The 15,286-nt window shown below is 64.5% G+C and carries 15 protein-coding genes; 8 read left to right on the plus strand and 7 right to left on the minus strand.

Annotated features, from left to right (window positions below):
• Position 1: 1 nt before the first annotated feature.
• Positions 2 to 2,221, minus strand: a complete 2,220-nt coding sequence (locus ACYVH8_RS16475) for a heavy metal translocating P-type ATPase (RefSeq protein ID WP_460489897.1) — start codon at positions 2,219 to 2,221, stop codon at positions 2 to 4.
• Positions 2,222 to 2,377: 156 nt separating this feature from the next.
• Between ACYVH8_RS16475 and ACYVH8_RS16480 the strand changes: the two genes are divergently transcribed.
• The 8 genes from ACYVH8_RS16480 to ACYVH8_RS16515 all read left to right on the plus strand — a co-directional run bounded on the left by ACYVH8_RS16480 (position 2,378) and on the right by ACYVH8_RS16515 (position 6,756).
• The gene (locus ACYVH8_RS16480; RefSeq protein WP_460489898.1) at positions 2,378 to 2,575 is read left to right on the plus strand and encodes a heavy-metal-associated domain-containing protein; all 198 of its coding nucleotides are present in this window, start codon (positions 2,378 to 2,380) and stop codon (positions 2,573 to 2,575) included.
• Positions 2,576 to 2,580: 5 nt separating this feature from the next.
• Positions 2,581 to 3,018 (plus strand): Cu(I)-responsive transcriptional regulator, encoded by a 438-nt coding sequence (gene cueR / locus ACYVH8_RS16485; RefSeq protein ID WP_460489899.1) that lies wholly within the window; start codon positions 2,581 to 2,583, stop codon positions 3,016 to 3,018.
• Positions 3,019 to 3,070: 52 nt separating this feature from the next.
• On the plus strand, positions 3,071 to 3,274 hold the full coding sequence (locus tag ACYVH8_RS16490; protein WP_460489900.1) for a YgaP family membrane protein: 204 nt from the start codon (positions 3,071 to 3,073) through the stop codon (positions 3,272 to 3,274).
• Between the two features lie 4 nt (positions 3,275 to 3,278).
• Positions 3,279 to 4,205 carry a sensor domain-containing diguanylate cyclase gene (locus tag ACYVH8_RS16495; protein ID WP_460489901.1) on the plus strand — a complete coding sequence of 309 codons (927 nt, stop codon included), beginning with the start codon at positions 3,279 to 3,281 and terminating at the stop codon, positions 4,203 to 4,205.
• Positions 4,206 to 4,212: 7 nt separating this feature from the next.
• Entirely contained in the window at positions 4,213 to 5,097 is an 885-nt protein-coding gene (locus ACYVH8_RS16500; RefSeq protein ID WP_460489902.1) for a pirin family protein, read from the plus strand.
• A gap of 123 nt (positions 5,098 to 5,220) precedes the next feature.
• A complete protein-coding gene (locus tag ACYVH8_RS16505; RefSeq protein ID WP_460489903.1) occupies positions 5,221 to 5,709 on the plus strand; it encodes a Spy/CpxP family protein refolding chaperone in 489 nt (162 codons plus the stop codon).
• A 16-nt stretch (positions 5,710 to 5,725) separates the two neighbouring features.
• Entirely contained in the window at positions 5,726 to 6,547 is an 822-nt protein-coding gene (locus tag ACYVH8_RS16510) for a DUF2189 domain-containing protein (RefSeq protein ID WP_460489904.1), read from the plus strand.
• Complete coding sequence (locus ACYVH8_RS16515) at positions 6,547 to 6,756, plus strand: DUF2788 domain-containing protein (RefSeq protein WP_460489905.1); 210 nt, start codon at positions 6,547 to 6,549, stop codon at positions 6,754 to 6,756. The genes ACYVH8_RS16510 and ACYVH8_RS16515 overlap by 1 nt, the downstream gene beginning before the upstream one ends.
• Positions 6,757 to 6,775: 19 nt before the next feature.
• On the opposite strand, the gene ACYVH8_RS16520 is transcribed toward ACYVH8_RS16515, so the two are convergent.
• From ACYVH8_RS16520 to dnaA, 6 genes are all read right to left on the minus strand, one after another.
• On the minus strand, positions 6,776 to 7,354 hold the full coding sequence (locus ACYVH8_RS16520) for an NnrU family protein (protein WP_460489906.1): 579 nt from the start codon (positions 7,352 to 7,354) through the stop codon (positions 6,776 to 6,778).
• Positions 7,355 to 7,374: 20 nt separating this feature from the next.
• The gene (locus ACYVH8_RS16525; protein WP_460489907.1) at positions 7,375 to 8,910 is read right to left on the minus strand and encodes a sensor domain-containing diguanylate cyclase; all 1,536 of its coding nucleotides are present in this window, start codon (positions 8,908 to 8,910) and stop codon (positions 7,375 to 7,377) included.
• 50 nt (positions 8,911 to 8,960) lie between these two features.
• A complete protein-coding gene (locus ACYVH8_RS16530) occupies positions 8,961 to 9,572 on the minus strand; it encodes a 3'-5' exonuclease (protein WP_460489908.1) in 612 nt (203 codons plus the stop codon).
• A gap of 16 nt (positions 9,573 to 9,588) precedes the next feature.
• On the minus strand, positions 9,589 to 12,183 hold the full coding sequence (gene gyrB / locus ACYVH8_RS16535) for a DNA topoisomerase (ATP-hydrolyzing) subunit B (RefSeq protein WP_460489909.1): 2,595 nt from the start codon (positions 12,181 to 12,183) through the stop codon (positions 9,589 to 9,591).
• Between the two features lie 91 nt (positions 12,184 to 12,274).
• Positions 12,275 to 13,381: a DNA polymerase III subunit beta gene (gene dnaN, locus ACYVH8_RS16540; protein WP_460489910.1), complete on the minus strand. Its 1,107-nt coding sequence runs from the start codon at positions 13,379 to 13,381 to the stop codon at positions 12,275 to 12,277.
• A gap of 258 nt (positions 13,382 to 13,639) precedes the next feature.
• Positions 13,640 to 15,052 (minus strand): chromosomal replication initiator protein DnaA, encoded by a 1,413-nt coding sequence (gene dnaA / locus ACYVH8_RS16545; protein WP_460489911.1) that lies wholly within the window; start codon positions 15,050 to 15,052, stop codon positions 13,640 to 13,642.
• Positions 15,053 to 15,286 lie beyond the last annotated feature (234 nt).

Consider the following 15,286-nt stretch of genomic DNA (forward strand, 5'->3'; position numbering starts at 1 on the left):
CTCACCCGCCCCCGGGACGCCAGCGACGCAGCAGGAGGGCATTGCTCATCACGCTGACCGAGCTCAAGGCCATGGCCGCGCCGGCGATCACCGGGTTCAGATAACCCAGGGCCGCCAGGGGAATGCCGGCCACGTTGTAGACAAAGGCCCAGAACAGGTTCTGGCGGATCTTGGCGACCGTGCGGTCCGAAACCTCCAGCGCGGCGGCCACCAGCAGCGGGTCACCGCGCATCAAAGTGATGCCGGCCGCATGCATGGCCACGTCGGTCCCATTGCCCATGGCCAGGCCCACGTCGGCCGCGGCCAGGGCCGGCGCGTCGTTGACGCCATCGCCCACCATGGCGACAGTGCGCCCGCCCGCCTTGAGTTCGGCCACTTTCGCAGCCTTGTCTCCCGGCAGCACCTCGGCCATTACTTCGCCCGCCTCGGGGCGCAGGCCCAGGCGACGCGCCATGGTCTCGGCCGCACCGCGGTTGTCACCCGAGATCATCACGGTGCGGATACCGCGCGCGCGCAAGGCGGCCAGCGCCTCCTTCGCGCCGGGCTTGGGCTCGTCGCCGAAAGCCAGCAGGGCCCGCAAGGTGAGCCCCTGCGTGCTGCGTTCCACCATGACCGAGACGGTAGCGCCCTGCGCCTGCAGCGCGGCTGCACGCACCGCCATCGGCCCCAGAGACACGTGCAACTCGTCCATCCAGCGCAGACTGCCGATCAGATAGCTCCTCACGCCCACCTCGCCCTCGCTACCGCGCCCGGGCACGGCGCGCACGTTGTCGGGGACAACCTGCGCAATCTGCCGATCCTGTGCAGCACGCACCACGGCGCGTGCCAACGGGTGCTCGCTGCCGCTTTGCAGACTGGCGGCGGCGGCCAGCAAGCGCGCCTCGTCCTGGTCCGGCGCCACCTCGAAAGCCGTCAGGCGCGGCTGGCCCAGGGTCAGCGTGCCGGTCTTGTCGAAAGCCACGGTGTCGACCTTGTGCGCCAGTTCCAGCGCCTGCGCGTCCTTGATCAGGATGCCGTGCTTCGCGGCAACACCGGTGCCGGCCATGATGGCCGCCGGCGTGGCCAGGCCCAGCGCACAGGGGCAGGCAATGACCAGCACGGCCACGGCGTGGATGATGGCGGCCTCGCCGGAAGCTCCGACCCACAGCCAGCCCAGCAGGGTCAGCAGGGCGATGAGCAGCACCACCGGCACGAACACCGCCGACACCTGGTCCACCAGGCGCTGGATCGGCGCCTTGGCGGCCTGCGCGTCCTCCACCAGGCGGATGATGTGCGCCAGCACCGTCTCGCTGCCCACGGCCGCCACCTGCATCACAAGCCGGCCCTCGCCGTTGATGGAGCCGCCGGTGAGCCTGGCGCCGGCGTCCTTGGCCACGGGCAGAGGTTCACCCGTGAGCATGGACTCGTCCACCTGGGTGTGCCCTTCCAGCAGGGTGCCGTCCACCGGGAAACGCTCGCCGGGGCGCACCACCAGTTTGTCACCGACCAGCACCTCGGCCACGGGCACGTCGAGTTCGCCGTCCACCCCGATCAGGTGCGCCAGCTCGGGTCGCAGCGCATGCAGGGCGCGGATGGCGGCCGTGGTCTGGCGCTTGGCTCTGGCCTCCAGCCACTTGCCCAGCAACACCAGCGTGACCACCACGGCCGAGGCTTCGAAGTACAGGTGCGCCATCTCCCCCTGTTCGGCCGACAGCCAGAGCCAGACCGACAGCGCCCAGCCCGCCGTGGTGCCGATGGCCACCAGCAGGTCCATATTGCCGGTCAGGGCCTTGAGCGCGAACCAGCCGGCCTTGTAGAAACGCGCGCCGAGGATGAACTGCACCGGCGTGGCCAGCGCAAACTGCACCCAGGCCGGCAGCATCCAGTGGAACCCCCCCAGGTCGCCCAGCATGGGCACGACCAGGGGCAAGGACAGGGCCAGGCCGATGGCCACCGGCGCGAAGCCGGCCCAGGGCGAGGCCCCACCCTCCTGCACCAGCGCATCGGCGGCACGCGGCTCATAGCCGGCGTCGCGCACGGCCCGGCGCAGGCGCGCCTCGACCTGTTCCGAGGGCGCGTAGCTCACACGCGCCGACTCGGTGGCCAGGTTGACGGCCGCCTCGCTCACGCCCGGGACCTTTTTCAGGGCTTTTTCGACGCGCGTCACGCAGGAGGCGCAGGTCATGCCATCGATGCCGAGGTCCAGCGTGGCCAGGGGAGAGGTGGGGTTGGAAGTATTCATGGTCTGGATGTTGAACCTTGCCATGATGGCAGGGTCAAGTCTTGTCCTGGATCAACCTTGCTGCAGAAAAGGTTGCTGGCCTGTACGATTGACCTTCCCACGGTGGCAGGGTTCAGCATATGCTTCCCACCAACCCCTGTTCTTGAGGAAAAGACCATGAACCAGACCTTCAGCGTCAGCGGCATGACCTGCGGCCATTGCGAGAAATCCGTCACCCGCGCCATCCGGCAGGTGGACCCGCAGGCCGAAGTCCAGATCGACCGCAGCCGGAACCTCGTCGAGGTGCAGTCACAACAGCCGCGCGAGGCGCTGGCCAAAGCCATCGCCGAAGAAGGCTACGCCGTCACGGCCTGAGCACCATGGACCATGTTCGCTGGCCCGTCAACATCGGCGCCGTGGCCGAACTTTCGGGTATCTCGGCCAAGATGGTGCGGCACTACGAATCGCTGGGCCTGCTGCCGCGCGTGGCACGCACGGACAGCGGCTACCGCCAGTACAACGAGGCCGATGTGCACACCTTGCGTTTCATCAAGCGCTCGCGCGACCTGGGCTTTTCCATGGCCGGAATCGCCGAGCTGGTGACGCTGTGGCAGAACCGCCGGCGCACCAGCGCCAGCGTCAAGCGCATCGCGCAAAAGCACGTGGACGAACTGGCCGCGCGCATCGAGTCCATGCAGTCCATGCAGCGCACCCTGCACCAGCTCCTGCACCACTGCCATGGCGACGAGCGCCCGGAATGTCCCATTCTCGATGACCTTGCCAAACCGCCGGACGGCATGCGTCTGGTAACAGGTTGACGCCACCCACCCCGCGTCCAATAATGGACCACCAACCCACAGGAGCACCTTCATGAAGATCAATATCGGCGGCATCGAACGCATCATCCGCATCCTTGCCGGCGCCGTCCTGGTCGCGCTGGCCGCCACCGGCACCGTGGGCTGGTGGGGCTGGCTGGGCCTGGCCCCGCTGGCCACCGGGCTGACGGGCTGGTGCCCGCCCTACGCCATGCTGGGCATCAGCACCTGCCGCGTGAAGGACAGCGGCCAGGCCTGAGCGCTTGAACACCGACCTCCAGCTGAAACTGCTGGGCTGTCTTGAAAACGGTGCCAACGGCATCGGCCTGTTCGATCCGGCCGATCGCATGCGCTACGCCAACCGCCACTTCCGCACGGCCTATGCCATCGGGCCGGATGAGATGCCAAGCTGGGAAGAGATGATGCGCCGCTGCCACCGCGAGCGCGCCGGTCTGCTGATCGAGACCGATGACATCGAAACCTGGCTGGCCCGGGTGCGGCGCAGCCATCGCCAGACCGCGCTGCGCAGCTTCGAGTCCGACCTGGTCGACGGGCGCTGGATGCGTGTGACGGAAGCGCTGCAAGCCGACGGCTGGATGCTGACCGTGACCACCGACGTCACGGAGCTCAAGGTCAACGAGTCCGCCCTGCGGCAGGCGCACGATCAGGCCGTGCACCTGTCCATCACCGACCCGCTGACCGGCCTGCACAACCGCCGCCATGTCTTCGAGCGGCTGGACGAGCTCTTTCTCAGCGCGCGCCAGCTGCGCTATCCGCTGAGCCTGGTCGTGATCGATCTGGACCATTTCAAGCAGATCAACGATAACCACGGCCATGGCACGGGCGACCAGGTGCTGGCGCACTTCGCCCGCCATCTGGAACAGACGCTGCGTCCGCAGGACCTCGTGGGCCGCATCGGCGGCGAGGAGTTCCTGCTGGCGCTGCCCAATACCGGGCCCCGGGGCGCGCGCCAGGTGCTTGCTCGTCTGCGCGGCAGCCTGGCCGCCAGCCCGCCGGTGCCGTCCCTGCCCGCGCTGCGTACGGCCTTCTCCAGTGGTGTGACCCAGGCCCTGCCCGAGGACAACGTGCAGGCTCTGTGGACACGGGCCGACCGCGCGCTGTACCGGGCCAAGAGCGCGGGGCGCGGCCTGGACCTTGACGACGACACTGTCACCGGCTTTGCGGTGTAATTCGAACATGGATCCCATCACCTCCCCCCGCCGCGTTGAACGCATCATCACCGGCCAGCCCACCACGGACGGCGCGGGCGTCAAGCTCACGCGCGTGCTCACGCACGATCTGCAACGCCGGCTCGATCCCTTCCTCATGCTGGACAACTTTGCCAGCGACGACCCGAAAGACTACGGCGCCGGTTTTCCCGACCATCCGCACCGCGGCTTCGAGACCGTCACCTACATGATCGCCGGGCGCATGCGCCACCGCGACAGCGCCGGCCATGAGGGCCTGCTGCAGAACGGCGGCGTGCAGTGGATGACCGCCGGCCGCGGCCTGGTCCACAGCGAGATGCCCGAACAGGAAGAAGGTGTGATGGAGGGCTTCCAGCTCTGGCTCAACCTGCCGGGGCGCGACAAGATGGGCCCGCCCGGTTACCGCGACATCCAGAGCGCAGAGATCCCGGAGTTCACCACACCCGAGGGCGTGACCGTGCGCGTGATCTCCGGCCGCAGTCACGGCGTGAGCGGCGCCATGGCGCGCCCGATGGAGGCCTTCCCCACCGATCCGCTCTACCTGGACCTGCATTTCCCCGCCGGCGGCGGCGTCTTCAGCCAGCCGCTGCCGCCCGAGTACAACGCCTTTCTCTACACCTACCGCGGCACGGTGCATGTGCTGGATGGCAAGGAGCAGGCCACCCCGGTGCCGCTGCACCGCATGGCCATCCTGGACAACAGCGGCGACGGCGTGCGTCTGCAGGCTGATGCCAGTGGCGCGCCGGCACGCGCCCTGCTGATCGCCGGTCGGCCCTTGAAAGAGCCCATCGCCCAGTACGGCCCCTTCGTCATGAACACGCGCGAAGAACTGATGACCGCGGTGGAAGACTTCCAGAACGGACGCCTGGGCTGACATCACCGGGGCGGCACATTCTTTACACGTGCGACGCACACCCTCATCCTAGCGATACACAGGCCGCGCAGACTGCCATCACCCTGTTACTTCACAACAGGTCTGATCTGAAAGGATGAAGAGATGAAAGCCAATTTCAAACCCGCCGTGCTCGCCGCCGGGCTGGCCACTTCCGCCCTGATGGCGCTGGCCCAGCCGGGCCCGGGTCCCGCCGCTGGCCCGGGCGCCGGTCCCGACATGCACCAGCCCGATGGCGGGCATCGTGCCCAGCGCCAGGATCGCATGAAGGAGCACATGGCCCGACGCGCCGCCGAACTCAAGGCCAAGCTCAAGCTGAACGCCGACCAGGAAGCCAGCTGGAGCGCCTATCTGGCGGCCATGAAGCCGGCGGCCCACCAACCCGTCCCGAAGCGCGAAGACCTCGCCGAACTGAGCACGCCTGAACGTCTGGACAAGATGCGCGACCTGCGCAAGCAGCACGAGGCCGAAGTCGACAAACGCGACGCCGCCACCCGCAACTTCTACGGCAGCCTGAGCGCCGAGCAGAAGAAGGTCTTTGACGACAACACCGCACGCGCCTTCCATGTAGGCCGTCAGCGTGGACCGCGCTGACGGCCTTCGCCGCCCGATGAAACCGACCACCACGCCCCCGGTACGCACCATCACCCTGCAGCAACCCCTGCGCTGGCTGGTCCTGGGGTGGCGCGACATCGCACGCTGTGGCTGGGTCAGTTTTGCCTACGGCCTGGTACTGACCGTCGTCGGCCTGGGCCTGCTGGCGCTGGCCCATCACCAGTTCTGGTGGCTGGTGGGCGCCTTTTCGGGTCTGCTGGTGGTGGGGCCGGTGCTGGCCACCGGCCTCTACGCCCTGAGCCGCGCCGTGGAACGCAACGAGGCGGTTTCCTGGCGCCTGGTGCTGCAAACCTGGCTGAGCTGGAGACGCCACGGCAGCAGCCGCGACGGCAAGGACTGGCGCCTGGTGCAGTTCGGCCTGCTGCTGGGCCTGGCGGGCACCGGCTGGGTGCTGACCTCGGCCGCCCTGATCACGCTGATGTCGCCCCTGCCCATCGAGCAGCCGCTCGACTTCCTGCGCCATGTGGTGCTGGCGGGCGACAACTGGCTGTTTGAACTCTGGCTGGCCCTGGGTGGCCTGCTGGCCGCGCCCATCTTTGCGTCCAGCGCCGTGGCCATCCCTCTGCTGCTGGACCGCCGCATCGGCGTGCTGCAGGCTGTGGTCACGAGCTGGGAGACGGTGTTGAGCAACCCCCTGCCCATGGCCTGGTGGGCCACGCTCATCATGGGCTTCACCCTGCTGGGCCTGCTGTCGGCCCTGCTCGGGCTGATCGCCGTCATGCCCATGCTGGGCCATGCCAGCTGGCATGCCTACCGCGATCTGGTGGACGCGTCGGCCTGGCCCGAGCGCACAACGGGTGCCGTGGAGGCGCGCTGATGTTCGGCTACACCGAGGAGCAGATCGTCGCCTTCGGCCTGAGCTTCGGCGTGGGGGCTTTCATGCTCTACATGCTGTTCATCATTGCCCACCTGGCCTGGGAATCCAAGGCCGGGCGTTTCGGGACCTTCGTACTCTTCCTGGGTCTGGCCTTCGGCATGGTGGGCTTTGCTGCCAAGTTCGTGATCCAGTGGGTGCTGGAAAAGTAAGCGCGTCCGGCCAAGGACATCAGCCGTAAGGCTTGATGCCGATCAGCAGGCCGTGCAGGCCGTAGGCAAAAGCGGCCCAGGCGGCCACCCCCAGCACCACGGTGATCACCGTGGCCGTCATGCCACCAGCCGCGTAACTCACGCCATCACGCCGGTCCCGCCGCCGCGAAGCACTGAAATTGGCCACGGCCCAGAGCAGGAAGGCGCCGAACAGGAGCTGCTGTGCCAGCATGCCGCTCACCAGCAGATGCGCCAGGGCCCAGGTCTTCACGCCCAGCACCATGGGGTGGTGCACCCGCGCCTTGATGGCATTGCCCGGCACATAGGCGGCGGCCAGCAGCACGAAGGCCAGCAGGGTCAGCGCCGAGGTGGCATGGCGCAAGCCCGCTGGCGGTGTCCACAACAGCACGGGCTGCTCACGCGCCAGGTCAAAGCCGTAGACGATGAGCACCAGCCCGGCCAGAGAGACCAGGGAATACAGGCCCTTCCAGGCCCCCGCTCCCATGCGCGCGCGCATGCGTGTGCGCCAGCCCCCGGCCAGCATGCGCAGCGAGTGCACGCCCAGAAAGATCACGAGTCCGGCGATCAGCATGTCCATGGCGACGCTCCTTGCGGGGATCAGGCCCCGATGACGCGGTTCTTGCCCGCGCGTTTGGCCAGGTACATGGCCTGGTCGGCGCGTTTGATGGCGTCGGCCCCGGTTTCCCCCGCAGCCAGCTGGGCCACACCGGCACTGAAGGTGATCAGGATCTTCTCGTTGCCGGCCAGAAAGAAACGCTTGGTCAGCTCGCGCTGCAGGCGTGTCATGGCCTCCACGCCCTTGTCCAGCGGTGTGTCGGGCAGCAGCACGACAAACTCCTCGCCGCCGTAACGCGCCAGCGTATCCTGCGGGCGCATGCACTCGCGCGCCACCGTGGCCAGGTGCTTGAGCGCGGCGTCGCCGGTTTCATGGCCCCGGCCATCGTTGAGCTTCTTGAAATTGTCGATGTCCAGCAACGCCACGGAGAGCGTCGTGTCCTTGCGGCGCACGCCGGACACTTCGCGGTTCATGGCCTCGTCCAGACCCTGGCGGTTCAGCGCCCCGGTCAGGGTGTCGTGGCGCGCCTGGGCGCTGACGCGGTCAAGTTCGCGGTGCAGCTTGACCAGCTCGGCCTCGGTGACCTGGGTCTTCTCGCGCATGCTGCGCAATTCGTCGCGCACATTCGTGGACTCGGTGTTCATGTGGCGCGTCGCGCTGATGACCTCCTTGAGCACGGGCGCGATGTCCTCGATCTTCTTGGCCTGCTCAAGCTGCTTGACGCTCTCTTCCATCTTGCCCTGGTAGGCGCTGCTGGACGCGCTCATCTGCGACAGGCGGCTGATGAAGGTGGTCAGCATCTGGCGCAGTTCTTCCTGCGCTTCGAGCGCCCGGCCCTTGGCGTCCTTCTGCTTGAAGATCACGTCCTTGAGGCGGCGCTCCACGTCGTCCAGGCGGCGCAGGGTCAAGGGAGGCTGGGCCGCCTCCTTGAGGGCGTCGGTCTGGCCCTTGAGCCAGTTGTCGTCCAGGCTGAGTTCGCCGATGTTCTCGATGATGAGTTGCAACAGCTTGAGCAGGGTCAGGTGGATTTCGGCCTGGTCTTCCGCGGCAAAGGACAGGCGGTGACTGAAATCCGCCAGCAGGGCCTTGACCTTGTAGACCTCGACGGCCGGATCACGCAGGGCCTGGACGACCTGCTGCACCTGCTCCTGGAAACGGACGTCGTCCGTACCCAGGGCCGGTTGCGCGTACTCGATCAGACGCGCGATCTGTTCGAAGAACTCCGGGGTCAGGGCCGGCGCGGCGGCGGGTGTGGCCGCCAGCGGCGCCGGGACCGGGTCGGGGCCGCCGGGCATCGCAAAGCCGCTGTAAGCCACCAGGGCGTTCTGCACGCCCAGCCAGTTGCGCTGGCCTATGGCGTATTCGAGCAGGCTGCGCTGCTTTTCCTGGCCAGGATTGCGCGCCGGCAGCGCCTGGGCTATCTGCCGCAGGGGCTCGTCGGGAAAGGGCTGCACGTTGGGCAGGCCCGCGATCTCGTTGTAGATGGCCTGGTAATTGACCGGCGTCGGCGCCAGCTGGCGCGCCGTGATCTGCTTGAGCGCCTCGCGCGCGATCTCAAAAGGTTTTTTGTCGCTCATGGAATGAACCGTCCGGCAGGCTTTTTTTGATTATGCGGCCAAGCCACCGCCTATGCCCGGGCATGCCGCGACAGCAGCGCGGACACCCCTTGGCGCTGGCAGTGCTGCAGGTCGATCAGCAGACCATGGTCGACGCCCGGCACCTTGTACCGGCGCTGCAAGTCCTGCTGGATCCGGATCAGCAGCTCGGCCGCCATCTCGGCATCGGCCAGCGCCCGGTGGGCGGCGCCGGTGCGCGGCAGGCGGTGGTGGTCCACCAGCGTGCCCAGTTTGTGGTTCGGCGCCTGGGGGTAGAGCCGGCGCGACAGCAGCATGGTGCAGACAAAAGGCTGCGTCGCCGGCAGGCCCTGCCGTGCGAGCTCACCGATCCAGAACTTGCGATCGAAGGAAGCGTTGTGCGCCGCCATGGGCGTGTCGCCCACGAAACGGCTGGCCTCGCGCATCACCTCCCCGGCGTCGGGCGCGGCGCGCACCATGGCATTGCTGATGCCGGTGAGCTGGGTGATGAAGGCGGGAATATGGGCGCCAGCGTTCATCAGGCTCTGGAAACGGTCGACGATGCACCCGCCTTGCACCAGCACAATCGCCACCTCGGTGGCGCGGGCGCCCTGCTCGGGCGAAATGCCCGTGGTTTCGAAGTCGATGACGGCGACGGTTTTCATGCCGCCCGGAACTGCATCAGACGTCGATGTTGCCGGCACGCAATGCGTTGGTCTCGATGAACTCGCGCCGCGGCTCGACCTCGTCACCCATGAGCATGGTGAACACACGGTCGGCCTCGATGGCATCGTCGATCTGCACACGCAGAAGGCGGCGCACGGTCGGATCCATGGTGGTTTCCCACAGCTGGGCCGGGTTCATCTCGCCCAGACCCTTGTAGCGCTGGCGGGCCGTTGCGTTTTCGGCCTGCACGATCAGCCAGGCCATGGCCTGGCGGAAATCGCTGACCTTTTCTTCCTTCTGCTTCTCGCCTTCGCCGCGCATGACACGGGCGCCCTCGCCCAGCAGGCCGCGGAAGGTATTGGCCGCCTCGGCCAGGGCCGCGTAGTCGGCGCCGTGCACAAAATCCTGGGTGATGACGCTGCTCTTGACGTTGCCGTGGTGGCGGCGACTGATGCGCAGGATGGGTTTGTCGGTGCGGACGTCGAATTCGCCGGCCACCTCGGCTCCGCTGCCCACTTCGCGCAGTTTGGCTTGCAGAGCCAGGGCCGACGTCTCGGCTTCGGCCACCGTATTGAGCTGGAGTTCCACGCCATCGGCAATGGCGCGCAGGGCCTCGGCATCCATGAAGTTGTGCAAACGGGCAATGACGCCTTCCGCCAGCTGGTGTTTGCGCGCCAGTTCGGCCAGGGTCTCGCCGGTGATCAGGCTGCCGTTCGACCCGCCCGTGTGGATGGACGCCTGCACCAGAGCGATGCGCAAGAGGTAGCCGTCCAGAGCCGAGGCATCCTTGAGGTAAAGCTCTTCCTTGCCGGACTTGACCTTGTACAGCGGCGGCTGGGCGATGTAGATGTGGCCGCGCTCGACCAGCTCGGGCATCTGGCGGTAGAAGAAGGTCAGCAGCAGGGTGCGGATGTGGGCGCCGTCCACGTCGGCGTCGGTCATGATGATGATGCGGTGGTAGCGCAGCTTGTCGATGTTGAAGTCGTCTACGCCCGACTTGCCGCTTTCGACCGCGGCCTTGCCGATGCCCGTGCCCAGGGCGGTGATCAGCGTGACGATCTCGTTGCTGGTCAGCAGCTTCTCGTAACGCGCCTTCTCCACGTTCAGGATCTTGCCGCGCAGGGGCAGGATGGCCTGGAACTTGCGGTCGCGGCCCTGCTTGGCCGAACCGCCGGCGGAGTCACCCTCGACGATGTAGATCTCGCACAGGGCCGGGTCCTTTTCCTGGCAGTCGGCCAGCTTGCCCGGCAGGCCCATGCCATCGAGCACGCCCTTGCGGCGCGTCATCTCACGCGCCTTGCGCGCCGCCTCGCGGGCCCGGGCCGCCTCGATGATCTTGCCGCAGATGATCTTGGCGTCGTTGGGGCGCTCTTCCAGGAAATCGTTGAGCGACTTGGCCACGATGTCTTCCACCGGGGCGCGCACCTCGGAGCTGACCAGCTTGTCCTTGGTCTGGCTGCTGAACTTGGGCTCGGGCACCTTGACCGAAAGCACACAGCACAGGCCTTCGCGCATGTCATCGCCCGAGATTTCGACCTTGGCCTTCTTGGCCAGTTCGTTGCTCTCGATGTATTTGCTGATCACGCGGGTCATGGCCGCGCGCAGACCCGTCAGGTGGGTGCCACCATCACGCTGCGGGATGTTGTTGGTGAAGCAGAGTACAGACTCGTTGTAACCGTCATTCCACTGCATGGCGACTTCGACGCCGATATTGGTGCCGGGAATACCGCCGTAGGTTTCGGCCGGACGCTCGCCGTTGGCATGGAAGGCATTAGGGTGCAACACCTTCTTGTTGGCGTTGATGAAGTCGACAAAACCCTTGACACCGCCGGCGCCGGAGAAATCGTCTTCCTTGTTGCTGCGCTCGTCCTTGAGACGGATGCGTACGCCGTTGTTCAGGAAACTCAGTTCGCGCAGACGCTTGGCCAGAATGTCGTAATGAAATTCGTGGTTCTGCTGGAAGATATCGACATCGGGCAGGAAATGCACTTCAGTGCCGCGCTTCTCGGTGGCGCCGATCACCTTCATCGGCGAAACTTCCACGCCACCCGCCTGTTCGATGATGCGGTTCTGCACGAAACCACGCGCGAACTCGAGCTGGTGCACCTTGCCTTCACGCCGCACCGTCAGGTGCAGCCACTTGGACAGGGCGTTGACGCAGGACACCCCCACACCATGGAGGCCCCCCGAGACCTTGTAGCTGTTCTGGTTGAATTTGCCGCCGGCATGCAATTCGGTGAGCGCAATCTCGGAAGCGCTGCGCTTGGGCTCGTGCTTGTCGTCCATCTTGACGCCGGTCGGGATGCCACGGCCGTTGTCAACCACGCTGATCGAATTGTCCAGGTGGATGGTGACCACGATGTCATCGCAGTGCCCCGCCAGGGCTTCGTCGATGGAGTTGTCGACCACCTCGAACACCAGGTGGTGCAGGCCGGTTCCGTCGGAGGTGTCACCGATGTACATGCCGGGGCGTTTGCGCACCGCTTCCAGGCCTTCCAGAATCTGGATCGATGATTCGCCATAACCTTCTGATGCACCGATCTGATGGGCATCAATGAAGGGCTGGGCGCTGAAGTTCTCGGCAGCGCTGGGCTTGTTTTCTTCGGTCATGGCTTACTTTTTCAACACTACTCAAACTCTTGAATGAACAGACCCGCGATGAACCAGATGTTCGTCGCGGGTCATGGTCTTGCGATCTGCATCAGATGCGCATGGGCATCACGACGTATTTGAAGCTGTGGTTGTCGGGAATGGTGACCAGGGCCGAACTGTTCGAATCCGACAATTCGACCTTGACCATGTCCTGTTCCATGTTTGTCAGCACGTCGATCAGGTAGGTCACGTTGAAACCGATCTCGATGCTGTCGCCGCTGTAATCGATTTCCAGCTCGTCCACGGCTTCTTCCTGCTCGGCGTTGTTGGAAGCCACACGCAGGGTGCCAGGATCGATGTTCAAGCGCACGCCCTTGAACTTGTCGCTGGTCAGGATGGCCGTGCGCTGGAGGCTGGCGAGCAGAGGTTGGCGACCCAGGATGATGGCATTCTTGTGGTTCTTCGGGATCACACGGTTGTAATCCGGGAACTTGCCTTCGACCAGCTTGGTCACGAACTCCATGCCACCAAAGCTGAACTTGGCCTGGTTGCTCGCAAACTGCATCTCGATCGCGCCCTCGGTATCACTCAGAAGGCGCTGCATTTCCAGCACCGTCTTGCGCGGCAGGATGACTTCCTGCTTGGGCACTTCCACGTCCAGTGTGGCCGACGCAAAAGCCAGACGGTGACCGTCGGTGGCCACCAGGCTCAATTGCTTGCCTTCGGCCACGAACAGGATGCCGTTGAGGTAATAGCGGATGTCATGCACCGCCATCGAAAACGAAACCTGGCCCAGCAGTTCCTTGAGGGTCTTCTGCGGCACGCTGAAAGCCGGACCGAAATTGGCAGCTTCCTGCACCAGCGGGAAATCCTCAGCGGGCAAAGTCTGCAGCGTGAACTTGCTCTTGCCGCCCTTGAGGATGAGCTTGTTCTGGCTGGATTCCAGCGACACCGTCTGATCGGCCGGCATGGTGCGCAGAATATCGATCAGCTTGCGCGCACCCACTGTGGTCGTGAAATTGCCAGCGTCCCCATCGAGCTCCGCCGTGGTCCGGATCTGGATTTCCAGATCGCTGGTCGTGAATTGCAAGGCACTGCCCGTCTTGCGAATCATCACATTGGCCAGGATGGGCAGGGTGTGGCGACGTTCCACGATGCCCGAAACGGACTGGAATACGGAGAGTACTTTGTCTTGTGTTGCCTTCAGGACGATCATGTCAACCTCTTCTTTGATTTCTCTATTTCAAATTAGTAGTAGTAGATAGAGCGGGCAGCTTTCTGTGGACAGCGCCATTTTCCCTTTTTTTATCAACGACTTGCCTGTCCTCCAACCATGTGTGCAGCAGGCCGGTTTGTCCCCGGTTCCGCTGGCATAACTTGTTGGAACCCCCTCGGTCTGTGGATAAGTACGGACTTGTGCCAGAACTATCCCCAGGGTTTGGGCGGCCGTTGCTGTCTTGGGTGATGGCTCCTTTTATCCTTTGAGTGTCTGCTCAAGCACATGCAGTTGCTGGTTCAGTTCTGTCAATTGCTGGCGTTCGCCTGAAATTTTGCGCACGGCATGCAATACGGTCGTGTGGTCGCGGCCACCAAAGAGCTCACCAATTTCGGGCAGGCTTTTCTGGGTCAATTCCTTGGCCAGGTACATGGCGATCTGGCGCGGGCGGGCGATGCTGGCCGGCCGTTTCTTGGAATACATGTCCGCGACCTTGATCTTGTAGTAGTCGGCCACGGTCTTCTGGATGTTTTCCACCGAAATCTGCCGGTTCTGGATGGACAGCAGGTCGCGCAGGGCCTCACGGGCCAGCTGGATGGATATTTCCTTCTGGTTGAAACGTGAATACGCCAGGATCTTGCGCAGGGCGCCTTCCAGTTCACGGACGTTGGAACGCACGTTCTTGGCCACGAAAAAGGCCACTTCCTCGGGCATCTCGGTCCCTTCGCTCAGGGACTTGTTGATCAGGATGGCCACCCGCATTTCCAGCTCAGGCGGCTCGATCGCCACCGTCAGGCCGGAATCGAAGCGGGAGACCAGGCGTTCGTGGATGTCCAGCAGGCCCTTGGGATAGGTGTCGCTGGTCATCACGATGTGCGACTTCTTGGCCAGCAGGGCCTCGAAGGCATTGAAAAACTCTTCCTGGGTGCGGTCCTTGTTGGCGAAGAACTGCACATCGTCGATCAGCAGCAGGTCCAGGGAGTGGTACTTGTCCTTGAACTCGTCAAAAGTCTTGCGCTGGTAGGCCTTAACCACATCCGAAACGAATTGTTCGGCATGGATGTAGAGAACCTTGGCGTTGGGGCGCTCGACGAGCAGCCGGTTGCCCACGGCATGCATCAGGTGGGTCTTGCCCAGACCGACGCCGCCGTAGATGAACAGGGGGTTGTAAAGCTGGCCAGGCGAGCTGGCCACGTGCATGGCCGCAGCACGGGCCATGCGGTTGGCCGTGCCTTCGACCAGGGTTTCAAAGGTCAGGGCGGTGTTCAGACGGGTCCGGTTGCCCGCGTTGTTTCGCTCCACGCCCGCGGCATAGGATTCCTCGGCTGGCAAAACATCGGCCTCAATGAGACCTTCTTTAATCCGAACATGATTTTCCCTGGGCGTGAGTGCTAACTCAAGTCGCATGGGCTGACCATAGACTTTTTCCAGCAGAGTGGCGATGCGATTGCTGTATTGGGCCCGGACCCAGTCCAGTTTGAAGCGGTTGACGACAAAAAGTGTGACGCGGGAGAAGTCTTCGGCCACCTGGGCTGTCAAAGGCTTGATCCAGGTATTGAACTGCTGTTCAGGCAATTCCTGGGCTAGCTGATCGACGCAGGCCTGCCACAGTCCCTGGCCACTTTCCTGGCCGATACCGATCGGCTGCCCGTTGATTTGTCCCTCGCCCATACCTGTGATTATTGTGGATAGTTATGCTGACCAGAACGCCGAATTGTAAATTATCAAGAATTTATCCACAAGAGGAAAAAGCGCCTTCCGGCTTCATGTGCAACACGCATTCAAACAGCCAAGGCCTTGCCAACATTGGAAATTTTTGCGATAATTTACGGTTTTCCCGAGGCCTGTGACGTGCCCGGAACGCGCCCTCGGGCGCGGACTGCGGTACGGACGTACGGACGGGAC

Source organism: Curvibacter fontanus (genome assembly GCF_054780335.1).

Coding starts and splice junctions, on each gene's coding strand:
- ACYVH8_RS16525 (WP_460489907.1), bottom strand. CDS start 8,910: ATGAGCGACAAAAAACCTTTTGAGATCGCGCGCGAGGCGCTCAAGCAG.
- ACYVH8_RS16515 (WP_460489905.1), top strand. CDS start 6,547: ATGTTCGGCTACACCGAGGAGCAGATCGTCGCCTTCGGCCTGAGCTTC.
- ACYVH8_RS16530 (WP_460489908.1), bottom strand. CDS start 9,572: ATGAAAACCGTCGCCGTCATCGACTTCGAAACCACGGGCATTTCGCCC.
- gyrB (WP_460489909.1), bottom strand. CDS start 12,183: ATGACCGAAGAAAACAAGCCCAGCGCTGCCGAGAACTTCAGCGCCCAG.
- ACYVH8_RS16480 (WP_460489898.1), top strand. CDS start 2,378: ATGAACCAGACCTTCAGCGTCAGCGGCATGACCTGCGGCCATTGCGAG.
- dnaN (WP_460489910.1), bottom strand. CDS start 13,381: ATGATCGTCCTGAAGGCAACACAAGACAAAGTACTCTCCGTATTCCAG.
- ACYVH8_RS16500 (WP_460489902.1), top strand. CDS start 4,213: ATGGATCCCATCACCTCCCCCCGCCGCGTTGAACGCATCATCACCGGC.
- ACYVH8_RS16510 (WP_460489904.1), top strand. CDS start 5,726: ATGAAACCGACCACCACGCCCCCGGTACGCACCATCACCCTGCAGCAA.
- ACYVH8_RS16475 (WP_460489897.1), bottom strand. CDS start 2,221: ATGAATACTTCCAACCCCACCTCTCCCCTGGCCACGCTGGACCTCGGC.
- dnaA (WP_460489911.1), bottom strand. CDS start 15,052: ATGGGCGAGGGACAAATCAACGGGCAGCCGATCGGTATCGGCCAGGAA.
- cueR (WP_460489899.1), top strand. CDS start 2,581: ATGGACCATGTTCGCTGGCCCGTCAACATCGGCGCCGTGGCCGAACTT.
- ACYVH8_RS16520 (WP_460489906.1), bottom strand. CDS start 7,354: ATGGACATGCTGATCGCCGGACTCGTGATCTTTCTGGGCGTGCACTCG.
- ACYVH8_RS16490 (WP_460489900.1), top strand. CDS start 3,071: ATGAAGATCAATATCGGCGGCATCGAACGCATCATCCGCATCCTTGCC.
- ACYVH8_RS16505 (WP_460489903.1), top strand. CDS start 5,221: ATGAAAGCCAATTTCAAACCCGCCGTGCTCGCCGCCGGGCTGGCCACT.